This window comes from Rhodanobacter sp. Root627 (assembly GCF_001427835.1).
GTDB lineage: Bacteria > Pseudomonadota > Gammaproteobacteria > Xanthomonadales > Rhodanobacteraceae > Rhodanobacter > Rhodanobacter ginsenosidimutans.
The window spans coordinates 1,240,731-1,266,912 of the sequence record NZ_LMGW01000001.1; the positions used below are offsets into that span (position 1 = coordinate 1,240,731).

Consider the following 26,182-nt stretch of genomic DNA (forward strand, 5'->3'; position numbering starts at 1 on the left):
TCAGCCCTGGCCGATCAGCGAGGCCATGACCGCCTTCTGCACGTGCAGGCGGTTCTCGGCTTCATCGATGGCGATGCATGCGGGCGAATCCATCACCGCATCGGTGGCCTTGATGTTCCGCCGCAACGGCAGGCAATGGCTGAACAGGCCGTTGTTGGTCAGCGCCATCTTCGCTTCGTCGACGATGAAGTGCTTGCTGGCCTCGCGGACGGGCTTTTCCTGCTCCCAGCGACCGAAATAAGGCAACGCGCCCCAGCTCTTGGCGTAGACCACGTCGGCGCCGCTGTAGGCCTCTTCGATATTGTGACTGACCTTGAGCGAGCCGCCGTTCTGCTCCGCGTTCAGACGTCCATACGCCATGTAGCGCTCGTCCAGCACGTAATCCGGCGTGGGGCACAGCAACGTGACGTCCATGCCCATCTTGGTGGCGATCAGCAAGGCGGAGTTCGCCACCGCGGTGTTCAGCGGCTTGGGATGGTAGGTCCAGGTCAGCACGTACTTCTTGTTCTGCAGGTTGCCCAGGTGTTCCTTCAGCGCCAGCGCATGCGCCAGCTCCTGGCAGGGATGGGTGATCGTTTCCATGTTGATCACCGGCACCGTGGCGTAGTGCGCGAATGCCTTGATCACGGTGTCCTGGCGGTCCACTGCCCAGTCCTGGAATTTGGGAAACGCGCGCACGGCGATCAGGTCGACATAGCGCGAAAGCACGCGCGCCACCTCGGCGATGTGTTCCTCGGTGTCGCCATCCATCACGCTGCCGACTTCGAACTCGATCGGCCACGCATCCTTGCCCGGCTGCAACACCACGGCATGCCCGCCCAGCTGGAACGCACCCAGTTCGAAGCTGGTGCGCGTGCGCATCGAGGGGTTGAAGAACAGCAACGCGATCGACTTGCCGGCCATTTGCTGCCCGCCGGGCGAGCGCTTGAATTCGGCGGCTTGGGTCAGCAGCGCGTCGATCTCGGCGCGGCTGTAATCCTGGGTGGTCAGGAAATGTCGAGGTGCCATGGGGCGATACCTTGAGTGAGAGTCAGCCAATAGATACGTGTGAAACCAATTCCGAAAACGCAAAAACCCGGCACGAGGGCCGGGCTTTTTCGTCTATCCGCATAATTAACGTGCGCGACTGCCTACCCGGCCGAAAGTCGGTACCGCGGTCGGCGCGCGCGCGACGTCATGCCAGCGGCCATGCGGGCGCTGGTGAGGACGTTGGCGGTATAGACGGCTATGGACATGCGCGGAAATCGGTGATCAGCGTTGAACATGAACATGCATGATGGCGGGAATTTCGCTGCCTTGCAACAAAAATCTGCCGCCAGCCGCACACGCGATGCAAACGAATACGCCGCCCGAAGGCGGCGCATTCCGGTGACGCTGGCGCGGGTCAATCGGCCGGCTGCACGTTCACCCGGACCCGAAGCCGTTCGCCCGGATCGTAATTGAGCCGGGACACGTAGACCTCGCCCCGATATTTGTATTCGACGTCGTAGCCAACGATACGGCGCTGCTCGCTGACCGTGCTGACCTGCCGGCACTGCGTCTGCGTGGTTTCATACGTGCCGCCATGGTTGGACGCACGATTGCCCACGGCACCGCCCGCCACCGCGCCTGCCACGGTCGCCGCGCGGCGTCCATCGCCCTTGCCCACGGTGTTGCCCAGCACGCCACCGACGACGGCGCCGAGGATCGTGCCCGCGGTGCTGTTGCCGCGCTCCTGATGCACCACTTGCTGGTCGTAGCACTCCTGCCGCGGCACTTCGGTCTGGGTGATGGCCGACACCGGATCGACGCGCAATACGTCGGCCCAGCCGTAATGCGTGTTGTCGTCGCCATTGGCGTAGCGCCCGTCCTGGGCCTGGACGCCCGTCGTCGCCAAGGCCAGCAACAGCATGGGAAACAGCAGCTTGGTCATTACGAACTCCGATCAATAAGCACTGCAAGGATTGCGGTTGCTCCGTCATTGCAACAAATTCACGCTGAATAAACGCTTAGAATCAGCGGGTTCCGCCCGCCCCGCTTACACCTTGTTAAGATGCCGGGCTGCCGTAAAACGCCAGCACGCTTGTTCTCCATCGCGGATGCTCCAACCCATGCCGATTTCGCTCTACAACGGCCTCACCCGCCGGCTCGAACCCTTTGTTCCGCTCGACCCGCAACGGGTAACGATGTATGTGTGCGGCCCCACCGTCTACAACTTCGTGCACATCGGCAATGCGCGCCCGCCGGTGGTGTTCGATGTGTTGGCGCGGCTGCTGCGGCGGCATTACCCGCAGGTGGTGTACGCCCGCAACATCACCGACGTCGACGACAAGATCAATGCCGCCGCTCAGCAACAGGGCGTGCCGATCACCACCATCACAGACCGCTTCGCCCAGGCCTTCCGCGACGACATGGCCGGCCTCGGTGTGGCCCCACCGGACATTGAGCCGCACGCCACCGCGCATATCGGCGAGATCGTCGCGATGGTCGAGCAGTTGCTCGCCAGCGGCCACGCATACGCCGCCGAGGGTCATGTGCTGTTCGATGTGGGCAGCTACCCGGCGTACGGCGAGCTGTCCGGCCGCGACACCGAGGAATTGATCGCCGGTGCGCGGGTGGACGTGGCGCCCTACAAGAAAAGCCCTGGCGACTTTGTGCTGTGGAAGCCGTCCACCCCGGAACTGCCCGGCTGGGACAGCCCGTGGGGCCGTGGTCGTCCCGGCTGGCATATCGAATGCTCGGCGATGAGCGCCGCCCACCTGGGCGAAACCATCGATATCCACGCCGGCGGCATCGACCTGCAGTTTCCGCATCACGAAAACGAGATCGCCCAATCCACTTGCGCGCATGGCGGCAAGGCGTTCGCCCGTTACTGGCTGCACAACGGCATGCTCACCTTCGGCGGCCGCAAGATGTCCAAGTCGCTGGGCAACGTGCTGCTGGTGCACGAACTCCTGCAGCAGCATCCGGCCGAGGCGCTGCGCCTGATGTTGCTGCGCGGCCATTATCGCCAGCCGCTGGACTGGTCCGACGACGCCATCCAGCAGGCGGTAAACACGCTCGATGGCTGGTACCGCGTGCTGCGCGACCTGGACGGGATCGACCTCCCCGAAGGCGCGCTGCCGGCTCCGCCCGCCGTCGAGGCCGCGCTGTGCGATGACATCAATACCCCGCAGGCGCTGGCGGAGTTGTCGCAACTGGCCGATGCCGCGCGCCAGGCCGGCACGGCCGCGGCCAAGGCTGAGCTGCTCGGTGGCGGTGCCTTGCTCGGCCTGCTGCAGCAGGCACCCGAAGCATGGTTCCAGCGCGGCGGGGAAACGATCGACGCCGTCCACATCGAAGGTCTGTTGCAGCAGCGCCGCGACGCCCGCGCCGCGCGCGACTTCGCCCGCGCGGACGCCATCCGCGCCGAGCTGGACGCGCTGGGCATCGTGATCGAGGACAGCGCCCAAGGAACCCGCTGGAGCGTCAAGTGAGGGTTATGGATGCGCCGATGAGCCAGCCGCATCCCCCCGCCTCCATCCGTTGCGCGATAATGAGCCGATGAATACGCAAACCAGCGCCGACGAGGCGCAGCAGGAAATCGCCGAGGAATTCGCCTATTTCGGCGACTGGACCGAGCGTTACCAATACCTGATCGACCTGGGCAAGCAACTGCCGCCGTTTCCGGAGGAGCACAAGACCGAGGACTACCGCGTGCTCGGTTGCCAGTCGATGGTCTGGCTGGTTCCCAGCGGCGATGCCCAGTGCATGCATTTCGAGGCGATCAGCGATTCGGCCATCGTTTCCGGCCTGATCGCGTTGGTGCTGCGCGTGTACTCGGACCGCCCGGCACGGGACATCATGGATACCGAACCCGCCTTCATCGGCACCATTGGCCTGGCCAAGCACCTCTCGCCCACCCGCTCGAACGGGCTGGCATCGATGCTGGCGAAATTGAAGGGCTACGCCGCGCAGGCACTGGCCTAGCCGCACGTCCACGACTGCGCATCGAGCGCACTCGCCGCGCGTACGCCGGCAAAGAAAAAGCCCCGCTTCAAGCGGGGCTTTTTCATGCCATTGAACCAAAGCCATCAATCGCCCATCTGCTTCTGCAGATGTTCGCGACGCTCCTGCGCATCGAGCGACAAGGTGGCGATGGGGCGGGCATCGAGCCGGTCCACACCGATTTCCTCGTCGGTCTCCTCGCAGAAGCCGTAGCTGCCTTCCTCGATCCGGCGCAACGCCTTGTCGATCTTGGAAATCAGCTTGCGGTAGCGGTCACGCGTGCGCAGTTCCAGCGAGTTTTCGGTTTCGCGGGTGGCGCGCTCGGCCTCGTCACCGACATCGCGCACTTCTTCGCGCAGGTTGTCCATGGTCTGGCGCGATTCTTCCACCAACTGGTCGCGCCAGTCGCGCAGCTTGTTGCGGAAGTAGGCCAGGTGCTGCGGGTTCATGTACTCCTCGTCGGAGGACGGACGATAACCCTTGGGCAAGGCGATGACGCTGGTGGAAGGCAGCGCGTAGCGCCCGTCTTCCCGAGTGACACCGTTTTCAAGCTTTTTTGTAGCCGATTTATTCATTGATGATGACGAATTTTTATGATTATGGTGAGAGGCATGGTGCGCGGGAGCCGGGGCCTTCCGCGGGGTCACCATGGCGATGGCACTTGCCACCTTGCCTTTGTAAAGCGCGGTGGTGGAAGCCGGAACAGCCTGTTTGTTGGGTGCAGCCACCGGTGCGGGCCGGGGAGCGGATTTGGCCGACACGGCAGCCTTTGCCGTTTTGTCCTTGGTCGGCAGCGGCGCCTTGGGTTTCGAAGCAGGCTTCGAAGCAACCTTCGCCGCGGGTTTTGCCGGTGGTGCAGACTTCTTCGCTACCGGCTTGATGGGGGTTTTCGAAACCGTCGAACGCCTGGATGCTGGTTTCTGCGCCGACTTCTTTGCGACCGCCGGTTTGACCGACGCCTTCGTCACAGCTTGCTTCACAGGGGCTTTTTTTGCCACCCCTTTCTTCGGCACGCTCTTTGCGCTAGCCGGTTTGGCAGACGCTTTCGCTGCCGGCTTGGCCGTGACTTTCTTTGCCGTCACAGCAGCCGACTTTGCCTTTTTCACGGTCGCCGGCTTGCGTGCCGCCGTGGTCTTTGCGGCGGGCTTCGCCGCAGCGGCCGGGCGCTTGGCGGTTGCCGACTTCGCCACGGGCTTGGCTTTGCCGCCCTTGACGGCGGCAGCCTTGGGCTTGCCGGCCGACTTGGTCGGAACCTTGTCCTTTTTAACCTTGGCAGCGGTCGAACTACGCGTCGTATTCGCCATATTCCTTCACCGTTTTTGGCCGTGGCGGCCGGGAGTTATAGCCCATGTGCCCTACACCGGCAAGCTCGATTCTGGAATACTCGTGGCACTGAATTCCCCAGCTCGCCGCGGTTACGTCTGTCTTGACCCGATTGATACTGTTGTTGCTCCGTTTCTACAAGCGTTGGCTCAGCCCACTGCTGGGACCGCGCTGCCGATTTCATCCCAGTTGCTCTGATTATGCACGTATCGCGGTGACGCGCTTCGGCCCGTGGCGTGGAAGTTTGTTGACCGGCTGGCGACTGCTGCGCTGCCAGCCGCTGTGCACGGGTGGTGAGGATCCGGTGCCCGAGCATTTCCACCTTGCCCGCTGCCGATCACACGACCACACCACCGGTCCCCATTGACCGTCGAGCGGCGACATTACCCGAGATCCAGCGACGCCGTCGCTGATCCCGCCCCTGCATTAGATCGCGACCGTCGGCTCACCTGACGCAACGGGTTCGTGCGCGGAACGCGGCGTGATCAGCAAGGCCAGCAACGTCACCACCGCTGCCGCGGCAAGGTAATAGCCGACGTAGGCCAGGCCACGCGTCGCCGCCAGCCAGGTGGCGATATACGGCGCCAGCGACGCACCGAAAATGCCCGCCATGTTGAACGCCAGCGATGCGCCGGTATAGCGCACCGCGGTGGGAAACATCTGCGCCAACGCCGTGCCCAGGGGGCCGTATGTCAGCCCCATCACACCCAGGCCCAGCGAAAGGAACAGGAGAACGCTGGTCATGCTGCCGGCCGTGAACAGCGGCGCGAAACCGATACCGAAAGCCAGGATCAGCAAGGTGGAAAGCACCATCGCCAGACGCGCACCGTAACGATCGGCGAAGATGGCCGACAGGGGGATGGTGATACCGAACAGGATCACGCCGAGCATCTGCAGCAGCAGGAATTCTTCGCGCGAATAACCCAGCCGCGTGGTGGCCCAACTCAGGGCGAACACCGTCATCAGATAAAACAATACGAACGTGGCCAGCGCCGTGAAGGTACCGGCCAGCAGTGCCCGCGGATGGTGGGCGAGCACCGTCAGCATCGGCATGCGCACGCGCTCATGGCGCGATATCGCGCGGGCGAAGTCGGGCGTCTCGTGCAGCTTCAGCCGCATCCACAAGCCGATCACCACCAGCGCCGCGCTGCCCAGGAACGGAACGCGCCAGCCCCAGGCGAAGAATGCGGCCTCGCCGATACCCTGGGTCAGCCACAAGAACATGCCGGAAGACAGGAAGAAGCCGATCGGCGCACCGAGCTGCGGAAACATGCCGTACCACGCACGCTTGCCCGGCGGCGCATTCTCGGTCGCCAGCAACACGGCGCCGCCCCACTCGCCACCCAGACCCAGACCCTGGCCGAAACGGCACAGCGCCAGCAGCACGGGCGCAGCCACGCCGATGTCCGCATAGGTGGGCAACAAGCCGATGGTCACGGTGGAAATGCCCATGGTCAGCAAGGCCGCCACCAGGGTCGCCTTGCGCCCGACGCGGTCGCCGAAGTGGCCGAACACCGCCGAACCGATCGGGCGCGCGAAGAACGCCAGCGCAAACGTGGCCAGCGATTCCAGCGTGGCCGAGGTGGCGTCCGCCGCGGGGAAAAACAGCGTCGGGAAAATCAACACCGCCGCTGTGGCGTAGATGTAGAAATCGAAGAACTCGATCGTGGTGCCGATCAGGCTGGCAAAAAGAATGCGGCGCGGCGAATTGACCGGCACGACCTCGGTGTCACTCATGCCATGGCTCCCCTGTTGGCTGGACGGCAATTCTGACAGAGCGCAGCCCGCCGCGGCATCATCGCGGTTCATCGCGGATGGCCGTCCATTCGAGGGCTTGCTGGTGGGTCAGGCCGCCGGCAACAGGCTGCGTTCGCTGGCCATGCGGTAAAGCTCGAGCTCGGAACCGGCACCGAGTTTCCCCATCACGCTGGCCCGATGGATATAGACGGTTTTCTGGCCAATACCCAGCTCGGCGGCCACCTGCTTGGGCGCACGTCCGGCGGCAAGCAGCAGAAACACTTCGCGTTCGCGGGCCGTCAGCCGGTGGATGGGATCAAGCGCGTCGCCTGGCCGTTCCGCACGCCGCTTGCGGATATCCGAGCTCAGGAAGCTCTCGCCATTCATCACGGCGCGCAGCCCCGCCACCAGTTCCTCCGGCGCCACGCCCTTGGTCACGTAGCCGCTGGCGCCACGGCGCATGGCTTCGGAAATGTACGGTTCGCCATCGTGCATGCTCAGCACCACGATGCGGGTCTGCGGCGCCACGCTCAGCAGATGCTCGATCAGCGGCAACCCGCTGCCGTCAGGCAACGACAGGTCCAACGCCACGAGATCGGGGAGCCACTGGGTTACCGCTTCCACCGCGTCGTCGGCGCAACGGCATTCGGCGATCACGTCCAGATCGGGCTCAAGCTCGATCAGGCGCTTGAACCCTTCGCGGACGATGGCGTGGTCGTCAACCAGAACGATACTGTGCATGACCCTACTTTACACACGCGCGTGCGCCACGGCACGACTTCCACTTCCTAAGGAACCACCGCCGCGACATGGTGCCGCACATGTACCATCGCGCCATGCTATCGAAGTCGTTCCTCACGTCATGTCTCGGCCCCATGCTGGGGCTCGCTTATTTCCTGGCGTGGATGGCGCTGTGGCCCACGGCGCAGCCATTCTGGATGTTGCCGTACGGGCTGCGATTCGGCGCCCTGCTGCTTGCACCCATGCGTTATTGGGGCTGGCTGCTGGGCGCGGAATGTGTCGCCTCGTTCGGCATCGTCATGAACCAGGGCGCGCCCGCCGGCTGGAACGGTCTCCTTTTCGGCGAACTGCCGGACATGCTGGTGATGGCCGGCGGCTTGTGGCTGGTGCGCCGGTTCGGCTGGCAGGTCACATTGAATACACCCCAGCAGATGGCGCGGCTGCTGTTGATCGTGCTGGTGCTGGTGGCTGCCACCGCGATCACCGACGCCACGGCGCTCACCGCGCTCCATCGTGGCAGCGACCAGATGCTGAGGATCCTGGGCGAACAACTGCTCAGCCATTATCTGGCGATTCTCCTGCTGGTCCCCCTGATGGTGATGCTGTTGCAGGATCGACTGGACCGCGGGGCGCTGATCAGCCTGTTGATCGACGGCGTGCTGGTGATGCTGCCTTCGATGGCAATCCTGCTTCTGCTGTCGCGACAGGCCGCTCCCGAGCCGCAATTCGCCCGCGTGCTGTCGCTGGCACCAATCCTGTATTTCGCGTTCCGGCATGGCTGGCGCGGAGCCAGCCTGGCCATGCTGGTCACCAGCGTGGGCATTACCCTGGCCGAGCACCGCCTGGGCTATGCGCCCTCGACCGCATCGGCCTATCTGCTGCTGGCGGTGGCGGGTACCGGCGCCATCATGCTGGGATCGGCCACCGACGCCTTGCGCGAGAGCAGCGCGTACGTGGCCGAGCAGAACGCCTACATGGGGGCGGTCAATTACCACCTCGACCAGCTCACCGGCCAGCTGCGCAATGCCGCGCGCGGCAACCTGCGCGCCGACGAAAACCAGCGCAGGCACCTGGCCGCCGAACTCCACGACGAACTGGGGCAGAACATCACCGCCATCCAGACCCACGTGAAACTGGCGGAAGCGCGCCTGCGGCAGGCCGGGCTGGAAGACATCAGCAGCTCGATCAACACCATCCTGGGGCATATGCGGCGGGCCCTGCATCGGCTGCTCGACGACTTGCGCCCCGCGGTGCTGGACGAGTTCGGCCTGATGCGCGCGCTTGACGAAGGCCCGATACGCGACTTGCTGACCACCGCCGGCATCGCGTACCACACGGACCTGTACGGCGATCCACGTCAGCTCGACGAGGACATCCGCACGGCGATCTATCGCCTGGCGCAGGAAAGCGCCACCAACGCCGTCAAGCACTCCGGCGCCACCGAATTCCGCTTGCGCCTGCGCATTGGCAAACGCCAGGGCATCGCGCTGGCCCTGCTGGACCTGCGCGACAACGGTACCGGCCTGCCCGCTCGCGTACCTCGTGGCGGACGCGGCCTGCAGGGCATGCGCGACCGGGTGACCTCACTGGGTGGGGATTTCAGGCTGCACCCGCAGCAGCCCGGCGTTCACCTGCGGATCCTGCTGCGAAACAGCAACGGTGGCGCCGACCCTTCCGCGCTGGCGTGAGGCGCAGCGAACAAAGAGCCTGCCTGACCGGATGCCACCGATGTCCTTGAGCTTCAAGGCGGAGGCCACGGTGAATCACCGCGTCACCTAGGAATTTTTCCAATATCCGGCCCGTGAAAGCTTCGTTAGTATCGTTCCATCGATGTGGGGGAGCCACCATCGCAAGATGGTGTATCGAAGCAACCGTGGGGACGGGCGCTTCGAGAAAAACGGCAGGATGCCGTTTTTGCCGCGACTTGTGGCGTACCCGATGCCAGCGAGCAATTCGCTGAATCGGAGCTCGACAGGTAACGGAACAACCGCAGGCGGACAGGAGTCCAACTGCGGTTTTTTTTGTGCTTTTTTTGTCCCCCTACCCGGATCTTGCCGAGTGCCGCCAGGCGGCATCAGCGCCCGGGGACCGAAGGCTCAGGCCTTCCCGGCCCGCCGCTTGGGACGCACGTAGAGAACCAGGCTGTGGTCCTCGATAACGTAGCCATGCCGGGCCGCGATTTCGTGCTGCAGCCGCTCGATCTCCTCGCTGACGAACTCAATCACTTTTCCGCTGTCCACATCGATCATGTGGTCATGATGTTTGCCGCGGTCGAGTTCGTAGACAGCCTGGCCGCCCTCGAAATTGTGCTTGACGACGATGCCTGCTGCCTCGAACTGGGTCAGCACGCGATAAACCGTCGCCAGGCCGATGTCTTCCTGATGGGCCAGCAATTTCTTGTAGACGTCTTCGGCGGTGAGATGATTGCCCTCCTCCTCGTCGAAGATCTGCAGGATGCGCATGCGCGGATGGGTGACCTTGAGGCCAACCCGACGCAATTCCCTGGTTTCCTGTTCCATCACTGACCTCCAGGCGCACAGCGCTACCGAAACGGTAGTGTATCATCCGACACCTTTATGATTGGGACGCACCACGCATGCAAAAGCTGATCTCCCTGCTGGTTTTCACCATGCTGGCGGTCTCCATCGCCGGCTGCCACATCGTCTACACACCCGATGTGCAACAGGGCAACCTGCTCGACAAGAAGACGGTCGATCAGCTGAAGCCGGGGATGACCAAGCGTCAGGTGCTGGTGCTGATGGGCACACCGTCGGTGGCCACGCCCTTCGAGCAGAGCCGCTGGGATTACGTGTCCACGCAGTCGCATCGCGGTGGCCCGATCAAGATACGCACCCTCACGCTGACCTTCAACAACGACACGCTGGTACGTACCGAAGGTGACTTCTTCCCGCAGGACGCGGAGAAGCTGCTGGAAGACAGCAAGAAGTATCACGCCGACTATCCGGTCAACGAAACCGAGGGCGACAAGAGTGAGAAGCCGAAACAGGACGACGGCGGTTTCGGCGCGGGCGCCAGCAGCGGCGGGGATAACGACGACGGTCAATGACCGTGTGAAGTAACCGGCCGGGCACGCCCGGTACGGTTTCTCAGCGGCGCCGCGCCCGCCGCCGACGCGCTTCCATGGGGTCGAGCACGAGCGGCCGGTAGATTTCCACCCGGTCGCCTTGGCCAAGCACCTGATCTGGGGATACCCGACGCGAGAAAATACCCAGTCGCGTCGGGTCAATCGTGCCGACTCGCACGTCCCTTTCCAGTTCCGAAGCAGTGACCGCTTCCATTACCGTGCTGCCAGCCGGCAATTCCAGGCGACGAACGATCTGCCGCGTTGCATCGGCATACACCACTTCCACCGTAATCGCGGAGCCGTCTGGCGTGGCGTCATCCATACAGGCGCTCGGCCTCCCGGCAGAAGTCGTCGACCATGCGGTTGCCCAGGCTCTGGAAACCCAGCTTGAGCAAGGCACCGCCGAAGCGGCCAGCGAATTCGAAATCCAGTGCCAGCGCCACCTTGCAACCGCTGTCACCGAGCGCGGCGAACGTCCACACGCCATCGAGCGAGCGGAACGGGCCACCGACCAGCCGGATGTCGATGCGCTGCGGCGGCTCGGCCGTGTTGCGGGTGGTGAAGCTGTGGCGCAGGCCGGCGAAATTCAGATCCAGCCGTGCTTCCAGCACGTTGCCCTCGCGTTCGATCACTTCCGACGAAGCGCACCAGTTGAAACGCTTTGGGTATGCTTCCACATCATTGACCAGATCGAACATCTGCTCGGGCGTAAAGCGCACCAGCGCACTGCGACGAATTTCGATCACGGCAGCCTCTTCAAATCATCAATGGCCTGGCCCCTTCCGCGGTCGCGTCAACAGCAGGGCCGAAAGGCGAGAGTTTAACGGACATGGCCAAAACGAAGGACAAGGACACCAAGGGCAGCGGCACCATCGCGCTCAACAAACGCGCGCGCTTCGAGTACCACATCGACCAGCGCTTCGAGTGCGGCGTGGCCTTGCTGGGTTGGGAACTGAAGGCATTGCGCGCCGGCCGGATCAACTTCGGTGACAGCTACGCGGTGGTGCTGAAAAACGAGATCTTCCTGGTCGGCGCCTCGATTCCGCCGTTGATCAGCGCGTCCACCCACGTGATCGCCGAGGATCGGCGCACCCGCAAGCTGCTGCTGCATCGCAAGGAGATCGACCAGCTGGTCGGCGCCGTCGAGCGCAAGGGCTACACCCTGGTGCCCACCGCGATGTACTGGAAGGGCAACAAGGTGAAGGTGGAAATCGGCTTGGCCCGCGGCAAGCAGGAGCACGACAAGCGCGACACCGAGAAACAGCGCGACTGGCAGATCGAGAAGCAGCGCACCATGCGCTCGCACAATCGCGCCTGAGGGCTCAGCCGATCAGCTTGATCTCGCGCAGCCGCTGCATGAGGTACTCGTGCGCGGTGATCGAGGTGTCATAGCGGCGCGGGTTGTCCGGCGTGATGCATGACGCCAGCGGATCGAGCACCACGTCCGGGTTCGGGTGCAGGAAGAACGGCACCGAATAGCGCGGCTTGCGCGCATTCTCGTTCGGCGGATTGACCACCCGGTGCGAGGTGGACGGAAACACGTGGTTGGTCAGCCGCTGCAGCATGTCGCCGATGTTCACCACGATGGCGTCGCCCTCGGTGGTGATCGGCAGCCACTTGCCGTGGCTCAGCACTTCCAGCCCCTCGGCGCTGGCGCCGACCAGCAAGGTGATCAGGTTGATGTCCTCATGCGCGCCGGCGCGCACGTTGGGGATGTCGATGGTGTCGTCGATCGGCGGATAGTGGATCGGGCGCAGGATTGAATTGCCGACGTCGGTCTTGTCCTCGAAGAAGTTTTCAGGCTGCTCGATGTGCAGCGCCAGCGCGCGCAGCACGCGGCTGCCGAGATCGTCCAGCGCCCGGTACAGGCCGTAGCCCCAGCGCTTGAAATCCGGCACCTCGGCCGGCCATACATTCGGCGGCATCACGTCAGCGAACTTCGAATCGCGCGGGATCTCGCGACCGATGTGCCAGAACTCCTTGAGGTCGGCGTACTGGCTGTCCTTGGCCGTTTCCACCTTGAACGGCGTGTAGCCGCGCGCGCCGCCGCTGCCGGGGACGTGGTACTTCAGCTTGGCTTCGGCAGGCAGCGCGAAGAAGCGCTGGAACGCGTCGTAGGAGCCGTCGATCAGCTCGCGGGCGATGCCGTGGCCGCTGATGCAGCAGAAGCCGAATTCGCGATACGCCGCGCCCAGTTCGGCGACGAAGGCGTCGCGGTCGCTGTCGTAGCGGCGGATATCGAGGGTGGGAACGTGTTGCATGGCTGTAGTCCAGTTGGGCCCGCATGGGCGGTGCACGTCGGGCCTACCATGGCGACCCGTACAACTACAGGTTCACGAACGTTCGGCCACCGATTTTACTATCCCCGCCAGCTTCTCCGCCAACGATTGCACCTCGTCGGCGTCGGCGCCCTCGATGGTGACGCGCACCAGCGGCTCGGTACCCGACGCACGCAAAACCACCCGGCCGCGGCCGCGCAGCACGTTTTCCACCTCGGCCTGCGCCTGGCGCACCTCGACACTGTCCAGGGACTCGCGGGCACCGTTGGCGCGCACGTTCAACATCACTTGCGGCAGTTTTTTCAGCCCCGCGCGGGCGCCGGCCAGGTCCTGGCCGGTTTCCCCCAGCGCTTCCAGCACGGCCAGGGCCGAGACGATGCCGTCGCCGGTGGTGGCCCGGTCCAGGCACAGGATATGGCCGGAGGTTTCACCGCCGAGCATGCCCTGGTGCTGCTTGAGTTGCTGCATCACGTAGCGGTCGCCCACATTGGCGCGGATCAGCGGCACAGCGATGTCCGCCAGCGCCAGCTCCAGGCCGTAGTTGCTCATCAACGTGCCCACCACCGGGCCGCGCAGCAGGCCGCGCCGATGCAGGCTGTGGGCCAGCACATAAAGGATGTCGTCGCCGTCGGCCAGCGCGCCGTGGCGGTCAACCAGCACCACGCGATCGCCATCGCCATCGAAGCCGATGCCGATGTCGGCGTGATGCTCAAGCACCGCCTGCTGCAGCGCCTGCGGGTGGGTGCTGCCCACGCCATGGTTGATATTGAAGCCGTCGGGCTTGTCGCCGATGGACACCACCTCGGCGCCCAGCTCGGCAAAGACGCGCGGTGCCACCTGGTACGTCGCGCCGTGGGCGCAATCGAGCACCAGCTTCAGCCCGCGCAGGCTGAAATCCTCGGGCACGGTGGCCTTGCAGAATTCGGTGTAGCGCGCCACCACGTCGGTGAGGCGGCTGGCCTTGCCCAGCTTCTCCGACGCCACGGTGACGAAGTCGGCATCCACTTCCTGCTCGATCGCCAGCTCCACCTCGTCGGACAGCTTCTCGCCGTCGGCGGAGAAGAACTTGATGCCGTTGTCGTGGTGCGGGTTGTGCGAGGCGCTGATCACGATGCCGGCGCTGGCGCGCATCGAGCGGGTGAGAAACGCCACCGCGGGCGTGGGGATCGGGCCGAGCAGGCCCACGTCGACGCCCGCGGCCACCAGGCCCGCCTCCAGCGCCGACTCGAACATGTAGCCGGACACGCGCGTGTCCTTGCCGATCAGGACCAGCGGGCGGCCCTTGCTGTTGCGCGCCAGCACGCTGCCGGCGGCGCGTCCCAGGCGCAGCATGAAATCCGCGCTGATCGGCCACTCGCCCACCATGCCACGGATACCGTCGGTGCCGAAATACTTGCGTTGCGTCATGGGGTTTCCTTGTCCATTCCCGGCCATCCGGCCGGCGGAAGAAGTGGATGGATCAATCGTCGTCGGGCCAGCGCGGCATCGCGCTCTTTTCCTCGCGGCGCGGCGCCGCGTCCAGCGCCTGCACCGGCTGCCACACCGCCAGCGCATCCACCGTGGCAGCCACATCATGAACGCGCACCATGCGCGCGCCGCGCTGTACCGCGATCAACGCGGCGGCGACCGAGCCGGCCACGCGCTCGGCAGGTACCTGCCGACCGGTCAGCGTGCCGATCATCGACTTGCGCGACAAGCCCGCGTACACGCCGCTGCCCAGCGAGGTGAAGCGATCCAGCGCGGCCAGCAGCGCCAGGTTGTGCTCCAGCGTCTTGCCGAAGCAGAAACCCGGGTCGACCATCACGTTCCTGCGCTCGATACCGGCCAGCTCGCAGGCGAACAGCCGGTCGGTGAGGAAGCGGTGCACCTCGCCGACCACGTCGTCGTAATGCGGCGCCTGCTGCATGCTGCGCGGCTCGCCCTGCATGTGCATCAGGCACACCGGCACGCGCAGCTCGGCGGCGGCTTCCATCGCGCCCTCACGGCGCAGTGCGTAGACGTCGTTGATCATGCCCGCGCCGGCGGCTACCGCCGCGCGCATCACCTCGGGCTTGGACGTGTCGATGGCGATGGGCACCTCGCTGCGCGAGGCCAGTTGTTCGATCACCGCGATGACGCGGTGCAGCTCCTCGTCCACCGGCACATCGGCCGCGCCCGGACGGGTGGATTCGCCGCCCACATCGATCATGTCGGCGCCCTCCTCCACCATCTGCAGCGCGTGCGCCACGGCAGCGTCCACGCTGTCGTGGCTGCCACCGTCGGAGAACGAATCGGGGGTGAGGTTGAGAATGCCCACCACGCGTGGGCGATCCAGCCGCAGTGGCCGGCCGTGGCAATCGAGTACGGGCGCCAGCAGATCCATCGACATGCAATTACCTCGTGGTGACGCCGCGCCGGGGCGACGTCACGGCGTGTGCAGCCCGCCCAGCTGGCCCATGAACTGGCGATAGTGGCGCAGTTCGCTGATGGAGTCGCGGATGTCGGACAGCGCCGTGTGCGCCGATTCCTTGCCGAAACTCTTGGCGATATCGGGCGCCCAGCGCCGCGCCAGCTCCTTCAGCGTGGACACGTCCAGGTTGCGGTAATGGAAGTAGCGCTCCAGCCGCGGCATCTCGCGATGCATGAAGCGGCGGTCCTGGCAGATGGAGTTGCCGCACATCGGCGACTTGCCCGGCGGCACCCAGGCGCGCAGGAAATCCACCGTGGCCTGCTCGGCCATGGCGTGGTCGGTTTCGGAAATCAGCACCTGCCGCCACAAACCGGATTTGTGATGCTGGTTCCGGTTCCAGCTGTCCATCGATTCCAGCTGGTCGATCTCGTGGCGGATGGCGAACACCGGGCCGTCGGCCAGCACGTTCAAATCCTTGTCGGTAACCACCGTGGCGATCTCCAGGATGGAGTCGTTGTCGGTGTCGAGGCCGGTCATCTCCAGATCGATCCAGATCAGGTTCTCGTCGTTGGCTTGGCTCATGGGTCCTCCTTGGGAGCGCCAGTTTATCAGCCTTGCCCCCGCTTGCCCGTGATCGGCGCGTGAGATGATTCATCCATGCAGACCTTTTTCTGGCACGACTACGAGACCTTCGGCGCCGACCCGCGGCGCGACCGGCCGGTGCAGTTCGCCGGTATCCGCACCACGCTGGAGCTGGAGATCATCGGCGAGCCGGTGATGTTCTACGGCAAGCCGCCGCGGGAAATGCCGCCCCATCCCGACGCCTGCATGATCACCGGCATCACGCCCCAGCTGGCTGAGCACGAGGGTGTGATCGAGGCCGAATTCGCCGCCCGCGTGCACGAGCAACTGGCCCTGCCCGGTACCTGCGGCGTGGGCTACAACTCGCTGCGCTTCGATGACGAGATCACGCGGCAGATGCTGTACCGCAATTTCTACGAGCCGTATGGGCGGGAATGGGAAAACGGCAACTCGCGCTGGGACCTGATCGACCTGGTGCGCCTGTGCCAGGCGCTGCGGCCGGAAGGCATCGTGTGGCCGACCCGCGAGGACGGCTCCCCCAGTTTCAAGCTGGAGCACCTGGCCCAGGCCAACCAGTTGAAACAGGAACGTGCGCACGATGCGTTGTCCGACGTCTACGCACTGATCGACTTGGCGCGGCTGATCCGCGTCCGCCAGCCGCGGCTGTGGGACTGGTATTACGCCCTGCGCCGCAAGCAGAAGGTGTTCGAGCTGCTGGACGTGGTGAATCGCACGCCGATGGTGCACGTGTCCTCGCGCTACCCCGCCAACCGGCATTGCCTGGCGCTGATCGTGCCGTTGGCGACGCATCCGACGCGTGCCGGCGAGATCATCGTGTACGACCTTTCCACCGACCCGGCCGAATGGCTGGCGCTGGACGAGGACGACATCGCCGACCGCATCTTCACCGCCCGCGCCGACCTGCCCGAAGGCATCGAGCGCATCCCGCTGCGTACCGTCCGCGCCAACCACGCGCCCGCGCTGGCGCCGCTATCTGTCTTGCAGGGCGTGGACACGGCGCGGCTGCAACTGGACGTCGATCGCTGCCTGGCCCACCGCGACGTCCTGCACGCGGTGGACGGGTTGGCGGAAAAGTTGCGCCGCGTATTCCAGCGCGCCGGCGCGTTGCCGCCGCCGGAAGACCCCGAGCTTGCCCTGTATGGCGGCGGTTTCCTGCCCGATGCCGACAAGCGCCTGCTGGCCCAGGTGCGCGCCACACCGCCGGAACAGTTGGGCGAGCGCGCATTCCCGTTTCGCGATGCGCGCTACCCGGAGCTGCTGTTCCGCTACCGCGCCCGCAACTGGCCGGACACGCTGGATGCGGACGAGCGCGAGCGCTGGCGGCAGTTCTGCCGCGACCGGCTCACCCGCCATACCCCGCTGACCGGTTTGACCCTCGACGATTACTTCGCGCGTCTGGCCGAACTGCGGGCCGACCCTGCCGCCCAAGGCAAATTGGCCCTGATCGACCAGTTGCAGGCCTGGGGCGAACAGCTTGCCCTCGACTTGCCGCTGTCTGCCTGATTCCTGCTTGCCTGATCCCCATCTGCCTGACCGCGACTCACTCTCCCCCAACGAAACGCCATGCCCACAAGCTATTTCACCCCCGCCACCTTCCGCTTCCTGCGCGCGCTCGACCGTCACAACGAGCGCGCGTGGTTTCACGCGCACAAGGACGACTACGAACGCCACGTGCGCGAGCCGTTCCTGCAACTGATCACCGACATGCAGCAACCGCTGGCGGCCATCAGCGAGCACTACCGCGCCGATCCGCGCAAGAACGGCGGCTCGCTGTACCGCATCTATCGCGACACCCGCTATTCCAACAACAAGCTGCCGTACAAACCCTGGCAGGGCTCGCGCTTCTTCCACGTGCGCCGCCACGAAATCCAGGCGCCGGGCTTCTACCTGCACATCGAGCCGGGCGACTGCTTCGCCGGCGGCGGCATGTGGCACCCCGAACCGGATGCGCTGAAGCACATCCGCGGGTTTCTGGTCGACAACCCGGCGGCATGGAAACGCGCCACGCGGGGCAAGGCATTTGGCGATCTGCAACTGGGCGGCGAATCGCTGATCCGGCCTCCGCGCGGCTACGACCCCACGCACGAGTTGATCGACGACCTGAAGCGCAAGGACTTCATCGCCTCCGCGCCCTTCAGCGAGGAACTGGCCTGCTCCAGCGAACTGCTGCCCTGGACGGTCGCCACCTTCAAGCAGGTCGCGCCGCTGGTCGACTACCTTTGCGCCGCGCAGGAACTGGAATTCTGAACCGCCACGGCGCTGCCCCGGGCCAGCAGCCATAGCGCCACGGCCGCACCGATCAACGCGGTGAACGCCACGTAATGCGCCGGCGCCAGCACCCCGGCGTGGTGCACCAGCAAACCGATCAGCGGCGGCGTCAGCCCGCCGAACAGCGCATAGGCGATGTTGTACGAAAACGACAGGCCCGAAAAACGCACGGCCGGCGGAAACGCCGCCACCATCACCGCCGGCACCACGCCCACCACGCCCACGGCGAAACCGGCCAGCGCATACAGCGCGATGAAATGCGCGCCGCCCGCCTGCAGATCCAGGTACAGCACATAACTGCTCAGCAGCAATCCGATCGCCCCCGGCAGCAGGGCGCGCGCATACCCGACGCGGTCGGCCAGCCAGCCGTAGAACAGGCAACCCAGCGCCAGCGCGAACGAGGCCACGCTGTTGCCCAGGAAGGCGCGCGCCGGCGCGATATGGAAGGCCGACTGCGCCAGCGATGGTGTCATCAGGATCACCACCACGATCGCCGCCGTGAGCATCCAGGTCACCAGCATCGACAGCAGCACGCCGGGCAAATGCCGCTCCAGCACCCGCTTCAGTGGCAGGCCGGAAACCAGTTCCTTGCGTGCCTGCATCGCCTCGAACACGGGCGTCTCGCTGAGCCATCGGCGCAACCAGACCGCAAGCAGGCCGAACACACCGCCGATCAGGAACGGCAATCGCCAGCCATAGTCGAGTACCTGCGCCGGCGTCATGCCGCGGTTGATCGATGCCGCGATCAGCGAGCCAATCAGGATGCCGACAGTCAGCCCCGAGGTCAGACTAGCGCAAGCGAAGCCAATCCGACGCTTCGGCACATGCTCAGCCACGAACACCCACGCACCCGGTACCTCGCCGCCCACCGCAATGCCTTGCACCACCCGCAGCAGCAGCAACAGCAACGGCGCCAGCATGCCGATCTGCGCGTACACCGGCAGCAGGCCGATGCACAGCGTGGGCACCGCCATCAGGAACACGCTGAGCATGAACATCTTCTTGCGCCCCAGCGTGTCGCCGTAATGCGCCATCACGATGCCGCCCAGCGGCCGCGCCAAGTAGCCGGCCGCGAAGATGCCGAATACCTGCAACTGCGCCAGCCAAGGCGCCGTTGCAGGGGGAAAGAACAGATGACCGAGGGGAATCGCGAAAAACACGAACACCACGAAATCGTAGAACTCCAGCGCACCGCCCAGCGCCGACAGGCCCAGCGTGCGGATGTCACGGCGATCAAGAGTCCGGTCGGCACCAGGGTCGCGGAAAAATTCGGGAGGTTTTGTTGCCATCAATCAGCACCTGATACCCGGCGGGGCGTTGCGCAAGATGATCAAGAATATCCGAGCTCGGTGATGGATCGCGGCACCCCACGCAAGTTGATTTGCTACGCTCTGGTCGCCGCCGACCGAGGCTTGGGGAGCAGCGGCGCCTGATGGTTCACGTTGACCGGGCTTTTCCTTTCACACCGTTGCAAGGAGCATTTCAATGAACATGGGCAAACGTATGACGGCCGAATTCTTCGGTACGTTCTGGTTGGTTCTGGGTGGTTGTGGCAGTGCGGTGCTGGCTGCCGGATTTCCCCAACTGGGTATCGGCTTCGCCGGTGTGGCATTGGCGTTTGGCCTGACCTTGCTGACCATGTGTTACGCCATCGGCCATATTTCCGGCTGCCACATCAATCCGGCGGTGACCTGCGGCCTCGCCGCCGGCGGCCGGTTTCCGCTGAAGGAGGTGGTTCCGTACATCGTCGCGCAGGTACTCGGCGGCCTTCTCGCGGGGCTGGTCCTGTACGTGATCGCCTCGGGCAAGCCCGGCTTCGATGCCGCGGCCAGCGGCTTTGCTTCCAATGGCTTCGGCGCGCATTCGCCGGGCGGCTATTCGATGGGCGCGGCCGCACTGTGCGAACTGGTGATGACCGGTTTCTTCATCTTCATCATCATGGGCGCAACGCACCGGAGTGCACCGGTGGGTTTTGCCGGCATCGCGATCGGCCTGGCGCTGACCCTGATCCACCTGATCAGCATCCCGGTCACCAACACCTCGGTAAACCCGGCGCGCTCCACCGGCGTGGCGTTTTTCCAGGGCGACTGGGCCGTGCACCAGCTGTGGTTCTTCTGGGTGATGCCCATCATCGGCGGCATCATCGGTGGGCTGATCTACCGTTATCTGTGGAGCGATCGGGACGCCCTGCCGGACATCAAGGGCGATACGGTCTGAGTTGATCCGGGCGCACGACGCGCAGCCCATGGGCCGCGCGTCATGCGCTCAAGCGTCGGCGAACGGGAACGCCAGCACGTCGGCGATCGCGTCGGTGCCGGCAAGACACATCAGCAGGCGCTCGACGCCGAGGGCCACGCCCGCGCAGTCGGGCATGGCGCCGAGTACGGCCAGCAGCTTTTCATCGAGCGGTACCTCCCGCGCGCCACGTTTGCGGCGCACCGTGTTGTCGCGCTCGAAACGCCCGCGCTGCTCAGTCGCGTCATTCAGTTCGTGATAGCCGTTGGCCAGTTCGTAGCGCCCCAGATACAGCTCGAAACGTTCGGCCAGCGGCGGCTCGCAAGGACGCACCCTGGCCAGAGCGCACTGGCTGGCCGGGTAATCGTGGATCACCGTGATGCGATCGGTCGGGAACGCCGGCTGCATTCGATGGGTGATCAACAGGTCGAGCCAGTCATCGCGCACCAGGCCGTCGGGATCGATGCCGAACTCGGCCAGCGGTGCGCGCAGCTCTTCCACGGTGGCCTGGTCGGGATCGATGGCCAACGCGTCCAGAAACAGTTGCCGATACGTCGTCACCATCACATCAGCGCGCTTGCCCGCCATCGCCAACGCCGCCTGCACCAGCGCGATGGTTTCCTCCATCAACCGATGGTGATCCCAGCCCACGCGGTACCACTCCAGCATGGTGAACTCGGGATTGTGCCGCCCGCCGGCCTCGCCATTGCGAAACACCCGGCCCAGTTCGTAGCAATCGCCGACGCCCGCCGCCAGCAACCGTTTCAACGGGTATTCGGGTGAGGTCCGCAGCCAGCGTTCGCGTGCGCCGGCGTCCACGTGGCCGCTGAAATGCGTGGTGAAGCTCTCGATGTTCGGCTCGGTGTTGCCGGCAGCGGAGAGGATCGGCGTTTCCACTTCCAGCACGTGGCGTTCGGCGAAAAACGAGCGAACCAGGGCATAGAGGCGCGCACGCAGATGCAGGGACGGCAGAAGCACGCTCTTCGTTTCGTCACTCATGCGTTGTCAGCAACGCCAGCAGTTGCGCCTCATCCCATACCGGCACGCCCAGCTCCTGCGCCTTGTCCAGCTTCGATCCCGCCGCTTCTCCGGCGACCACCACGCTGGTTTTCTTCGACACCGAACCGGAGACCTTCGCCCCCAGCGCTTCCAGGCGGGCTTTCGCGTCCTCGCGGGTGAGCGAAGCCAGGGTGCCGGTAAGCACGAAGGTCTGGCCGTCCAGCGGGGCGCGAGCTACGGCGGCCGTGGCGGGGATGGCATCCAGCAGACGCCGCATGGCCGTTTCCGTCTCGCGCAGGGTGGCCAGCGCCGATGGGTCGGCGAGATGGTTGTCCAGGGCGGCGGCGGCGGCTTGCGGCACGCCGGCCGTGATCCAGTGGGCAGCGCCGCCGGCCAGCAATTTGTCGACGCTGGGGAAATGTTCGGCCAGCACGCGACAGCTCTTGGGGCCGAGCTTGCTGACGCCGGTCAGGCCCAGCAATACACCCAGATCCAGCCGCTCGCGCAGCAGCGGTGACGGCGCCGCTTCATCGCTGAACACGATGCCGGCAGCCAGCAGGTCATCAACCACCTGCTGGTTGCCCTCCTGCGCAAAGAAACCAGCGATGGAGGCAGCCACTTCGTCGCCCACGTCCGGCAGCACGCGCAGCACGCTGGCCGGCATGCTGCGCACGAACTCCAGCCGGCCCAGCCAGCTGGCCAGTATCTTGGCGGTGCTTTCGCCGATGTGCATGATGCCCAGCGCGAAAAGGAAGCGGGGCAGCGTGGTCTGCTTGCTGGCCTCGATGCCGGCGACCAGGTTTTCGGCCCAGCGCGTCGCCACCTTGCCGGCCTTGACCGTTTCGGGCGTGGTGCCGTCGCGCTCGTCGAGCGCCTGTTTCATGGCCACGAAGCCTTCGACGGTGAGCGCGTACAGATCGGCCGGCGTATGCACGATGTCCAGTTCCACCAGCGCCTCGGCGAAGCGCTGGCCAAGACCTTCGATGTCCATCGCGCGGCGCGAGGCGAAGTGGATCAACGCCTCCGTGCGCTGGGCGCCGCACACCAGTCCACCGGAACAACGCCAGGCCGCGGCGCCCTCCTCACGCATCAGCGCGGAGCCACACACCGGACAATGCGCCGGCATGGTCCAGGGCACGGTGTCCGCCGGGCGTTGATCGGTCACGACGCGCACCACTTCGGGGATTACGTCGCCCGCGCGGCGCACGATCACGGTGTCGCCTACGCGCGCGTCGAGCCGCGCGACCTGGTCGGCATTGTGCAAGGTGGCGTAGGTCACGGTGACGCCGGCCACCTGCACCGGCTCCATCCGTGCACGCGGGGTTGCCGCGCCAGTGCGGCCGATCTGGATTTCGATGTCGAGCAACCGCGTGGTCTGCTCCTGCGCGGGGAATTTGTGCGCGATGGCCCAGCGCGGTGCCCGCGACACGAAGCCCATCTCGCGCTGGCCTGCATAGTCGTCCAGCTTGTAGACCACGCCGTCGATGTCGTACGGCAAGCTGTCACGCTTGGCGCCGATGCGCTGGAAATAGGCGATCAAACCATCGAAACCGCGTGTCGTATCCACCTCGGGCGATACCGGAAAACCCCACTCGCGCAACTGCTGCAAAGTGGCCGAATGGGTGGGCGGCAGCTCACCGCCTTCAACCACGCCGATGGCGTAGGCGAAGAAGCTCAGCCGCCGCTTCGCCGTGATCGCGGGATCGAGCTGGCGCAGCGAACCGGCGGCGCCATTGCGCGGGTTGGCCAGCGGCTTTTCGCCATGCCTGCGGGCGTAGTCGTTGAAGGCCTCGAAATCCTTGCGCAGCATGATCACTTCACCGCGCACTTCGAGCACGTCGGGCCAGCCCTCGCCGCGCATTTTCAGCGGGATGGCGCGCACCGTGCGCAGGTTCGCGGTCACGTCCTCGCCGGTTTCGCCGTCGCCGCGGGTAGCGCCCTGCACGAACACGCCGTGCTCGTAGCGCAGGCTGATGGCCAGGCCGTCCAGCTTGGGTTCCACCGAAAATACCGGCGCGCGGCGATCCAGCGTCTGCTCGATGCGTCGCTCGAATTCGGCGATCTCGTGGAAGCGTTCGCGTTCGGTATCGCCGGCCTGTTCGAACGCATTGCCCAGCGACAGCATCGGGATGGCGTGGCGCACTTCGGCAAAACCGCCGTGCGCCCGAGCGCCCACGGTGCGCGTGGGCGAGCTGGTCGAGGCCAGTGCGGGGTGTGCGGCTTCCAGCGCTTCCAGTTCCCGCATCAGCCGGTCGTAGTCGGCGTCGGTGATGTCCGGGTCGTCGAGGACGTGGTAGCGGTAGTTGGCCTGCTCGATCGCCGCCCGCAAGGTGGCGGCGCGGGCGATGGCTTCAGACGGGGGCGAGGGTTCGGTCATGCGCGTCTCCATGTCCCGCGCATTTTAGCGAGGCCGCGTGAACCCGCCGAGTCGCCGCTTCGGCGGCGACCCGGCAACGACATGCTCAGCGATGGAAGTGGCCAGCGGCTTCGGGCTGGTAGTCGATACCCAGCACGCGCAGCCGACGCTGATGGCCATCCGGCGTGGGCCAATCGATATGCTGGCCAAGCGACAAGCCGAGCAGCGCACTGCCCACCGGCGCCAGGATGGAAATGGTGCCCGGCGCGCCGGCGGCATTGGGGTACACCAGGGTCAGGGTGAGCTTCTCGCCGTTGTGCTCGTCTTCGAAACTGACGGTGGAGTTCATCGTCACCGTGTCGGCGGGCATGGCGGTGGGCTCGACCACCTCGGCGCGATCCAGCTCGGAGATCAGCGCGGCACAACGGGCCGCTTCGGCGGCGGGCAGCCGTTCCAGCAACGCTTCGATGCGTTCCATGTCGATGCGGGAGACAGTAATCGGTGGCTTGTTGCTCATGGCTCTTCCTGGTGCAGGCGGCGTTGCCGCACAAAAGCACACGCCGGAACGAAACCGCCCCGGCGCGTGTGGTCATTGTATGGCCGTCAGGACCTATGTAGTCACGATCGGCGGATGAAACAAGGGTAACTCTGCGCAGGACGCTCACGAAAAGCAAGCCGTCATGGCGGATACCATGCACCGCATGTCTGCCCCAGCGCCCGTGGATTCCCCGTCCGCTCCTGCTTTCGACCCGCCTGCGGCCGCTGTCGGCGAGCCGCCGCGGCTGTCGTCCCGCGTGCAGTTTCGCGGCCTGTTGTACCTGGTGGCCGCGGCGTTCTTCATGCAATCGCTGGATTCCACCGTGGTCAACACGGCGGTGCCGGCGATGGCCGGGGCGCTGGACGTGACGCCGCTGGGCATGCGCACGGCGTTGACCAGTTATGTGCTGACGCTGGCGATCCTGATCCCGGCTAGCCCGTGGCTCTGCGATCGCCTGGGCACGCGGCGGGTGTTCGGCATCGCGATCATGGTGTTCGGGCTGGGCTCGCTGTTGTGCGGGCTGGCGCAGACGCTGCCGCAACTGGTCGGCGCCCGCGTGCTGCAGGGCGTGGGCGGCGCCTCGCTGATGCCGGTGGGCCGCTACGTGCTGGTGCGCAGCATCGAGAAACGCGAATTCGTGCGTGCCATGAGTACGGTGTCCACCTTCGGCCTGCTCGGCTCGGTGCTGGGCCCGTTCATGGGCGGTGCGCTGGTCGAGTACACCTCGTGGCGACTGATCTTCCTGATCAACGTACCGGTGGCGATCGCCGGCTACTGGATGAACCGGCGCGACATGCCCGACTACCGGCTGGAACGCGCCAACCGCTTCGACTGGAGCGGTTTCATGATGTTCGCCGCGGCCTCGGCGCTGCTGCTGGTCGCCTCGGAGCTGGCCGGCAGCACGCCGGTGCCGTGGTCGCGCATCGGCTTGTACACGCTGGCGGCGGTGGCGCTGGGCGCCCTGTATGTGTGGCACAGCCGGCGCACCGCGCATCCGGTAGCCGACCTGAACCTGCTGCGCGTACGCAGCGTGCGCGTGGCGCTGGCCGGGGGCTTGTTCACCCGGCTGGGCATCTCGGGCATGTTCCTGCTGCTGATGCTGTTTCTGCAGATCGGATGCGGCTGGTCACCGCTGGCGGCGGGCCTGATGATGGTGCCGCAGGCGCTGGGGTCCATCATCGCCAAATGGGCGATCAACCGGGTGCTGGTGCATTTCGGCTACCGCCGGCTGCTGCTGGGCAACACCTTGATCGTGGCTGCGCTGCTGGCCATGTTTGCCCTGCTGGGCCCGACCACGCCGGTATGGGCCATCGGCCTGCTGGCGTTCTTCTATGGCGCTTTCGCCGGCATGCAATACACCGCGATGAATACGCTGATCTACACCGACCTCGACATCAAGCATGCATCGATGGCCTCGTCGATGGCCTCCACCGCGCAATACCTGGCGATGAGTTTCGGCATCGCGCTGGCCACCTTGTTGATGCAGGCGATGCTGGACGGCCACGCCCACGAGCAGTACGTGGTGGCGTTCCGCTGGACGGTACTGATCCTGGCGGCGATCACCGCCGGGGCCAGCCGCGTGTTCAGCCAGTTGCGGCACGATCGCCCGCCCGCCGGCGCCCCAGCGGCGGGTTGACGACCACCGCACGGCACCGCGCATGTA

The 26,182-nt window shown here is 65.4% G+C and carries 26 protein-coding genes; 10 read left to right on the plus strand and 16 right to left on the minus strand.

What is annotated here, in order from left to right; all coding sequences use genetic code 11:
* Together ASD68_RS05785 and ASD68_RS05790 are read right to left on the minus strand one after the other, a co-directional pair.
* Window positions 1-1,008 (minus strand): N-acetylornithine carbamoyltransferase, encoded by a 1,008-nt coding sequence (locus ASD68_RS05785; RefSeq protein WP_056604466.1) that lies wholly within the window; start codon window positions 1,006-1,008, stop codon window positions 1-3.
* A gap of 376 nt (window positions 1,009-1,384) precedes the next feature.
* Window positions 1,385-1,912: a glycine zipper 2TM domain-containing protein gene (locus ASD68_RS05790; protein ID WP_056079947.1), complete on the minus strand. Its 528-nt coding sequence runs from the start codon at window positions 1,910-1,912 to the stop codon at window positions 1,385-1,387.
* Between the two features lie 178 nt (window positions 1,913-2,090).
* Here ASD68_RS05790 and cysS point away from each other — a divergent pair, with 178 nt between their 5' ends.
* Window positions 2,091-3,455, plus strand: a complete 1,365-nt coding sequence (gene cysS / locus ASD68_RS05795; RefSeq protein ID WP_056604469.1) for a cysteine--tRNA ligase — start codon at window positions 2,091-2,093, stop codon at window positions 3,453-3,455.
* A 67-nt stretch (window positions 3,456-3,522) separates the two neighbouring features.
* Window positions 3,523-3,948 carry a SufE family protein gene (locus ASD68_RS05800; protein WP_056604471.1) on the plus strand — a complete coding sequence of 142 codons (426 nt, stop codon included), beginning with the start codon at window positions 3,523-3,525 and terminating at the stop codon, window positions 3,946-3,948.
* 104 nt (window positions 3,949-4,052) lie between these two features.
* Here ASD68_RS05800 and dksA read toward each other — a convergent pair whose 3' ends face one another.
* Window positions 4,053-5,270, minus strand: a complete 1,218-nt coding sequence (gene dksA / locus ASD68_RS17250; protein WP_235578645.1) for an RNA polymerase-binding protein DksA — start codon at window positions 5,268-5,270, stop codon at window positions 4,053-4,055.
* A 122-nt stretch (window positions 5,271-5,392) separates the two neighbouring features.
* On the opposite strand from dksA, the gene yidD reads away from it, so the two are divergent.
* Window positions 5,393-5,656: a membrane protein insertion efficiency factor YidD gene (gene yidD, locus ASD68_RS16555; protein ID WP_082520131.1), complete on the plus strand. Its 264-nt coding sequence runs from the start codon at window positions 5,393-5,395 to the stop codon at window positions 5,654-5,656.
* A gap of 59 nt (window positions 5,657-5,715) precedes the next feature.
* On the opposite strand, the gene ASD68_RS05815 is transcribed toward yidD, so the two are convergent.
* Together ASD68_RS05815 and ASD68_RS05820 are read right to left on the minus strand one after the other, a co-directional pair.
* On the minus strand, window positions 5,716-7,026 hold the full coding sequence (locus ASD68_RS05815; protein WP_056081009.1) for an MFS transporter: 1,311 nt from the start codon (window positions 7,024-7,026) through the stop codon (window positions 5,716-5,718).
* A gap of 108 nt (window positions 7,027-7,134) precedes the next feature.
* Window positions 7,135-7,767, minus strand: a complete 633-nt coding sequence (locus ASD68_RS05820; RefSeq protein WP_056079954.1) for a response regulator transcription factor — start codon at window positions 7,765-7,767, stop codon at window positions 7,135-7,137.
* Between the two features lie 80 nt (window positions 7,768-7,847).
* On the opposite strand from ASD68_RS05820, the gene ASD68_RS05825 reads away from it, so the two are divergent.
* Window positions 7,848-9,455: an MASE1 domain-containing protein gene (locus ASD68_RS05825; protein WP_235578646.1), complete on the plus strand. Its 1,608-nt coding sequence runs from the start codon at window positions 7,848-7,850 to the stop codon at window positions 9,453-9,455.
* A gap of 408 nt (window positions 9,456-9,863) precedes the next feature.
* Here the strand turns inward: ASD68_RS05825 and fur are convergent, their stop codons facing one another.
* Entirely contained in the window at window positions 9,864-10,286 is a 423-nt protein-coding gene (fur, locus tag ASD68_RS05830; RefSeq protein ID WP_007081897.1) for a ferric iron uptake transcriptional regulator, read from the minus strand.
* Window positions 10,287-10,363: 77 nt separating this feature from the next.
* Between fur and bamE the strand changes: the two genes are divergently transcribed.
* Window positions 10,364-10,834 carry an outer membrane protein assembly factor BamE gene (bamE, locus tag ASD68_RS05835; protein ID WP_056079957.1) on the plus strand — a complete coding sequence of 157 codons (471 nt, stop codon included), beginning with the start codon at window positions 10,364-10,366 and terminating at the stop codon, window positions 10,832-10,834.
* A gap of 40 nt (window positions 10,835-10,874) precedes the next feature.
* On the opposite strand, the gene ASD68_RS05840 is transcribed toward bamE, so the two are convergent.
* Window positions 10,875-11,174: an RnfH family protein gene (locus ASD68_RS05840; protein WP_056604473.1), complete on the minus strand. Its 300-nt coding sequence runs from the start codon at window positions 11,172-11,174 to the stop codon at window positions 10,875-10,877.
* Entirely contained in the window at window positions 11,167-11,598 is a 432-nt protein-coding gene (locus tag ASD68_RS05845) for a type II toxin-antitoxin system RatA family toxin (protein WP_056604475.1), read from the minus strand. Before ASD68_RS05845 ends, ASD68_RS05840 begins: the two co-directional genes overlap by 8 nt.
* Before the next feature lie 83 nt (window positions 11,599-11,681).
* Between ASD68_RS05845 and smpB the strand changes: the two genes are divergently transcribed.
* Window positions 11,682-12,170 carry an SsrA-binding protein SmpB gene (gene smpB / locus ASD68_RS05850; protein ID WP_056604477.1) on the plus strand — a complete coding sequence of 163 codons (489 nt, stop codon included), beginning with the start codon at window positions 11,682-11,684 and terminating at the stop codon, window positions 12,168-12,170.
* Window positions 12,171-12,174: 4 nt separating this feature from the next.
* On the opposite strand, the gene ASD68_RS05855 is transcribed toward smpB, so the two are convergent.
* The 4 genes from ASD68_RS05855 to orn form a co-directional block, all read right to left on the minus strand.
* Window positions 12,175-13,113: a 2-oxoglutarate and iron-dependent oxygenase domain-containing protein gene (locus ASD68_RS05855; RefSeq protein WP_056604479.1), complete on the minus strand. Its 939-nt coding sequence runs from the start codon at window positions 13,111-13,113 to the stop codon at window positions 12,175-12,177.
* Window positions 13,114-13,185: 72 nt separating this feature from the next.
* Window positions 13,186-14,538, minus strand: coding sequence for a phosphoglucosamine mutase (gene glmM / locus ASD68_RS05860; protein WP_056604481.1), 1,353 nt, complete (start codon window positions 14,536-14,538; stop codon window positions 13,186-13,188).
* 52 nt (window positions 14,539-14,590) lie between these two features.
* Window positions 14,591-15,499: a dihydropteroate synthase gene (gene folP, locus ASD68_RS05865; RefSeq protein WP_200945329.1), complete on the minus strand. Its 909-nt coding sequence runs from the start codon at window positions 15,497-15,499 to the stop codon at window positions 14,591-14,593.
* A 36-nt stretch (window positions 15,500-15,535) separates the two neighbouring features.
* Window positions 15,536-16,102, minus strand: a complete 567-nt coding sequence (gene orn, locus ASD68_RS05870) for an oligoribonuclease (RefSeq protein ID WP_056079971.1) — start codon at window positions 16,100-16,102, stop codon at window positions 15,536-15,538.
* 75 nt (window positions 16,103-16,177) lie between these two features.
* Between orn and sbcB the strand changes: the two genes are divergently transcribed.
* Window positions 16,178-17,626: an exodeoxyribonuclease I gene (gene sbcB / locus ASD68_RS05875; RefSeq protein ID WP_056604483.1), complete on the plus strand. Its 1,449-nt coding sequence runs from the start codon at window positions 16,178-16,180 to the stop codon at window positions 17,624-17,626.
* A 60-nt stretch (window positions 17,627-17,686) separates the two neighbouring features.
* On the plus strand, window positions 17,687-18,370 hold the full coding sequence (locus ASD68_RS05880; RefSeq protein ID WP_056604485.1) for a DUF2461 domain-containing protein: 684 nt from the start codon (window positions 17,687-17,689) through the stop codon (window positions 18,368-18,370).
* Here ASD68_RS05880 and ASD68_RS05885 read toward each other — a convergent pair.
* The gene (locus tag ASD68_RS05885; protein ID WP_056604486.1) at window positions 18,337-19,680 is read right to left on the minus strand and encodes an MFS transporter; all 1,344 of its coding nucleotides are present in this window, start codon (window positions 19,678-19,680) and stop codon (window positions 18,337-18,339) included. The genes ASD68_RS05880 and ASD68_RS05885 overlap by 34 nt on opposite strands.
* A 196-nt stretch (window positions 19,681-19,876) precedes the next feature.
* On the opposite strand from ASD68_RS05885, the gene aqpZ reads away from it, so the two are divergent.
* Window positions 19,877-20,608 carry an aquaporin Z gene (gene aqpZ, locus ASD68_RS05890; RefSeq protein WP_056604488.1) on the plus strand — a complete coding sequence of 244 codons (732 nt, stop codon included), beginning with the start codon at window positions 19,877-19,879 and terminating at the stop codon, window positions 20,606-20,608.
* A 48-nt stretch (window positions 20,609-20,656) separates the two neighbouring features.
* Here the strand turns inward: aqpZ and epmA are convergent, their stop codons facing one another.
* The 3 genes from epmA to rnk form a co-directional block, all read right to left on the minus strand.
* A complete protein-coding gene (epmA, locus tag ASD68_RS05895; RefSeq protein ID WP_056604490.1) occupies window positions 20,657-21,625 on the minus strand; it encodes an EF-P lysine aminoacylase EpmA in 969 nt (322 codons plus the stop codon).
* Window positions 21,618-24,002 carry an NAD-dependent DNA ligase LigA gene (gene ligA / locus ASD68_RS05900; RefSeq protein ID WP_056605225.1) on the minus strand — a complete coding sequence of 795 codons (2,385 nt, stop codon included), beginning with the start codon at window positions 24,000-24,002 and terminating at the stop codon, window positions 21,618-21,620. Before ligA ends, epmA begins: the two co-directional genes overlap by 8 nt.
* Before the next feature lie 85 nt (window positions 24,003-24,087).
* Window positions 24,088-24,498 (minus strand): nucleoside diphosphate kinase regulator, encoded by a 411-nt coding sequence (rnk, locus tag ASD68_RS05905; RefSeq protein WP_056079987.1) that lies wholly within the window; start codon window positions 24,496-24,498, stop codon window positions 24,088-24,090.
* Window positions 24,499-24,763: 265 nt separating this feature from the next.
* Between rnk and ASD68_RS05910 the strand changes: the two genes are divergently transcribed.
* Window positions 24,764-26,155 carry an MFS transporter gene (locus ASD68_RS05910; RefSeq protein WP_056605228.1) on the plus strand — a complete coding sequence of 464 codons (1,392 nt, stop codon included), beginning with the start codon at window positions 24,764-24,766 and terminating at the stop codon, window positions 26,153-26,155.
* Window positions 26,156-26,182 lie beyond the last annotated feature (27 nt).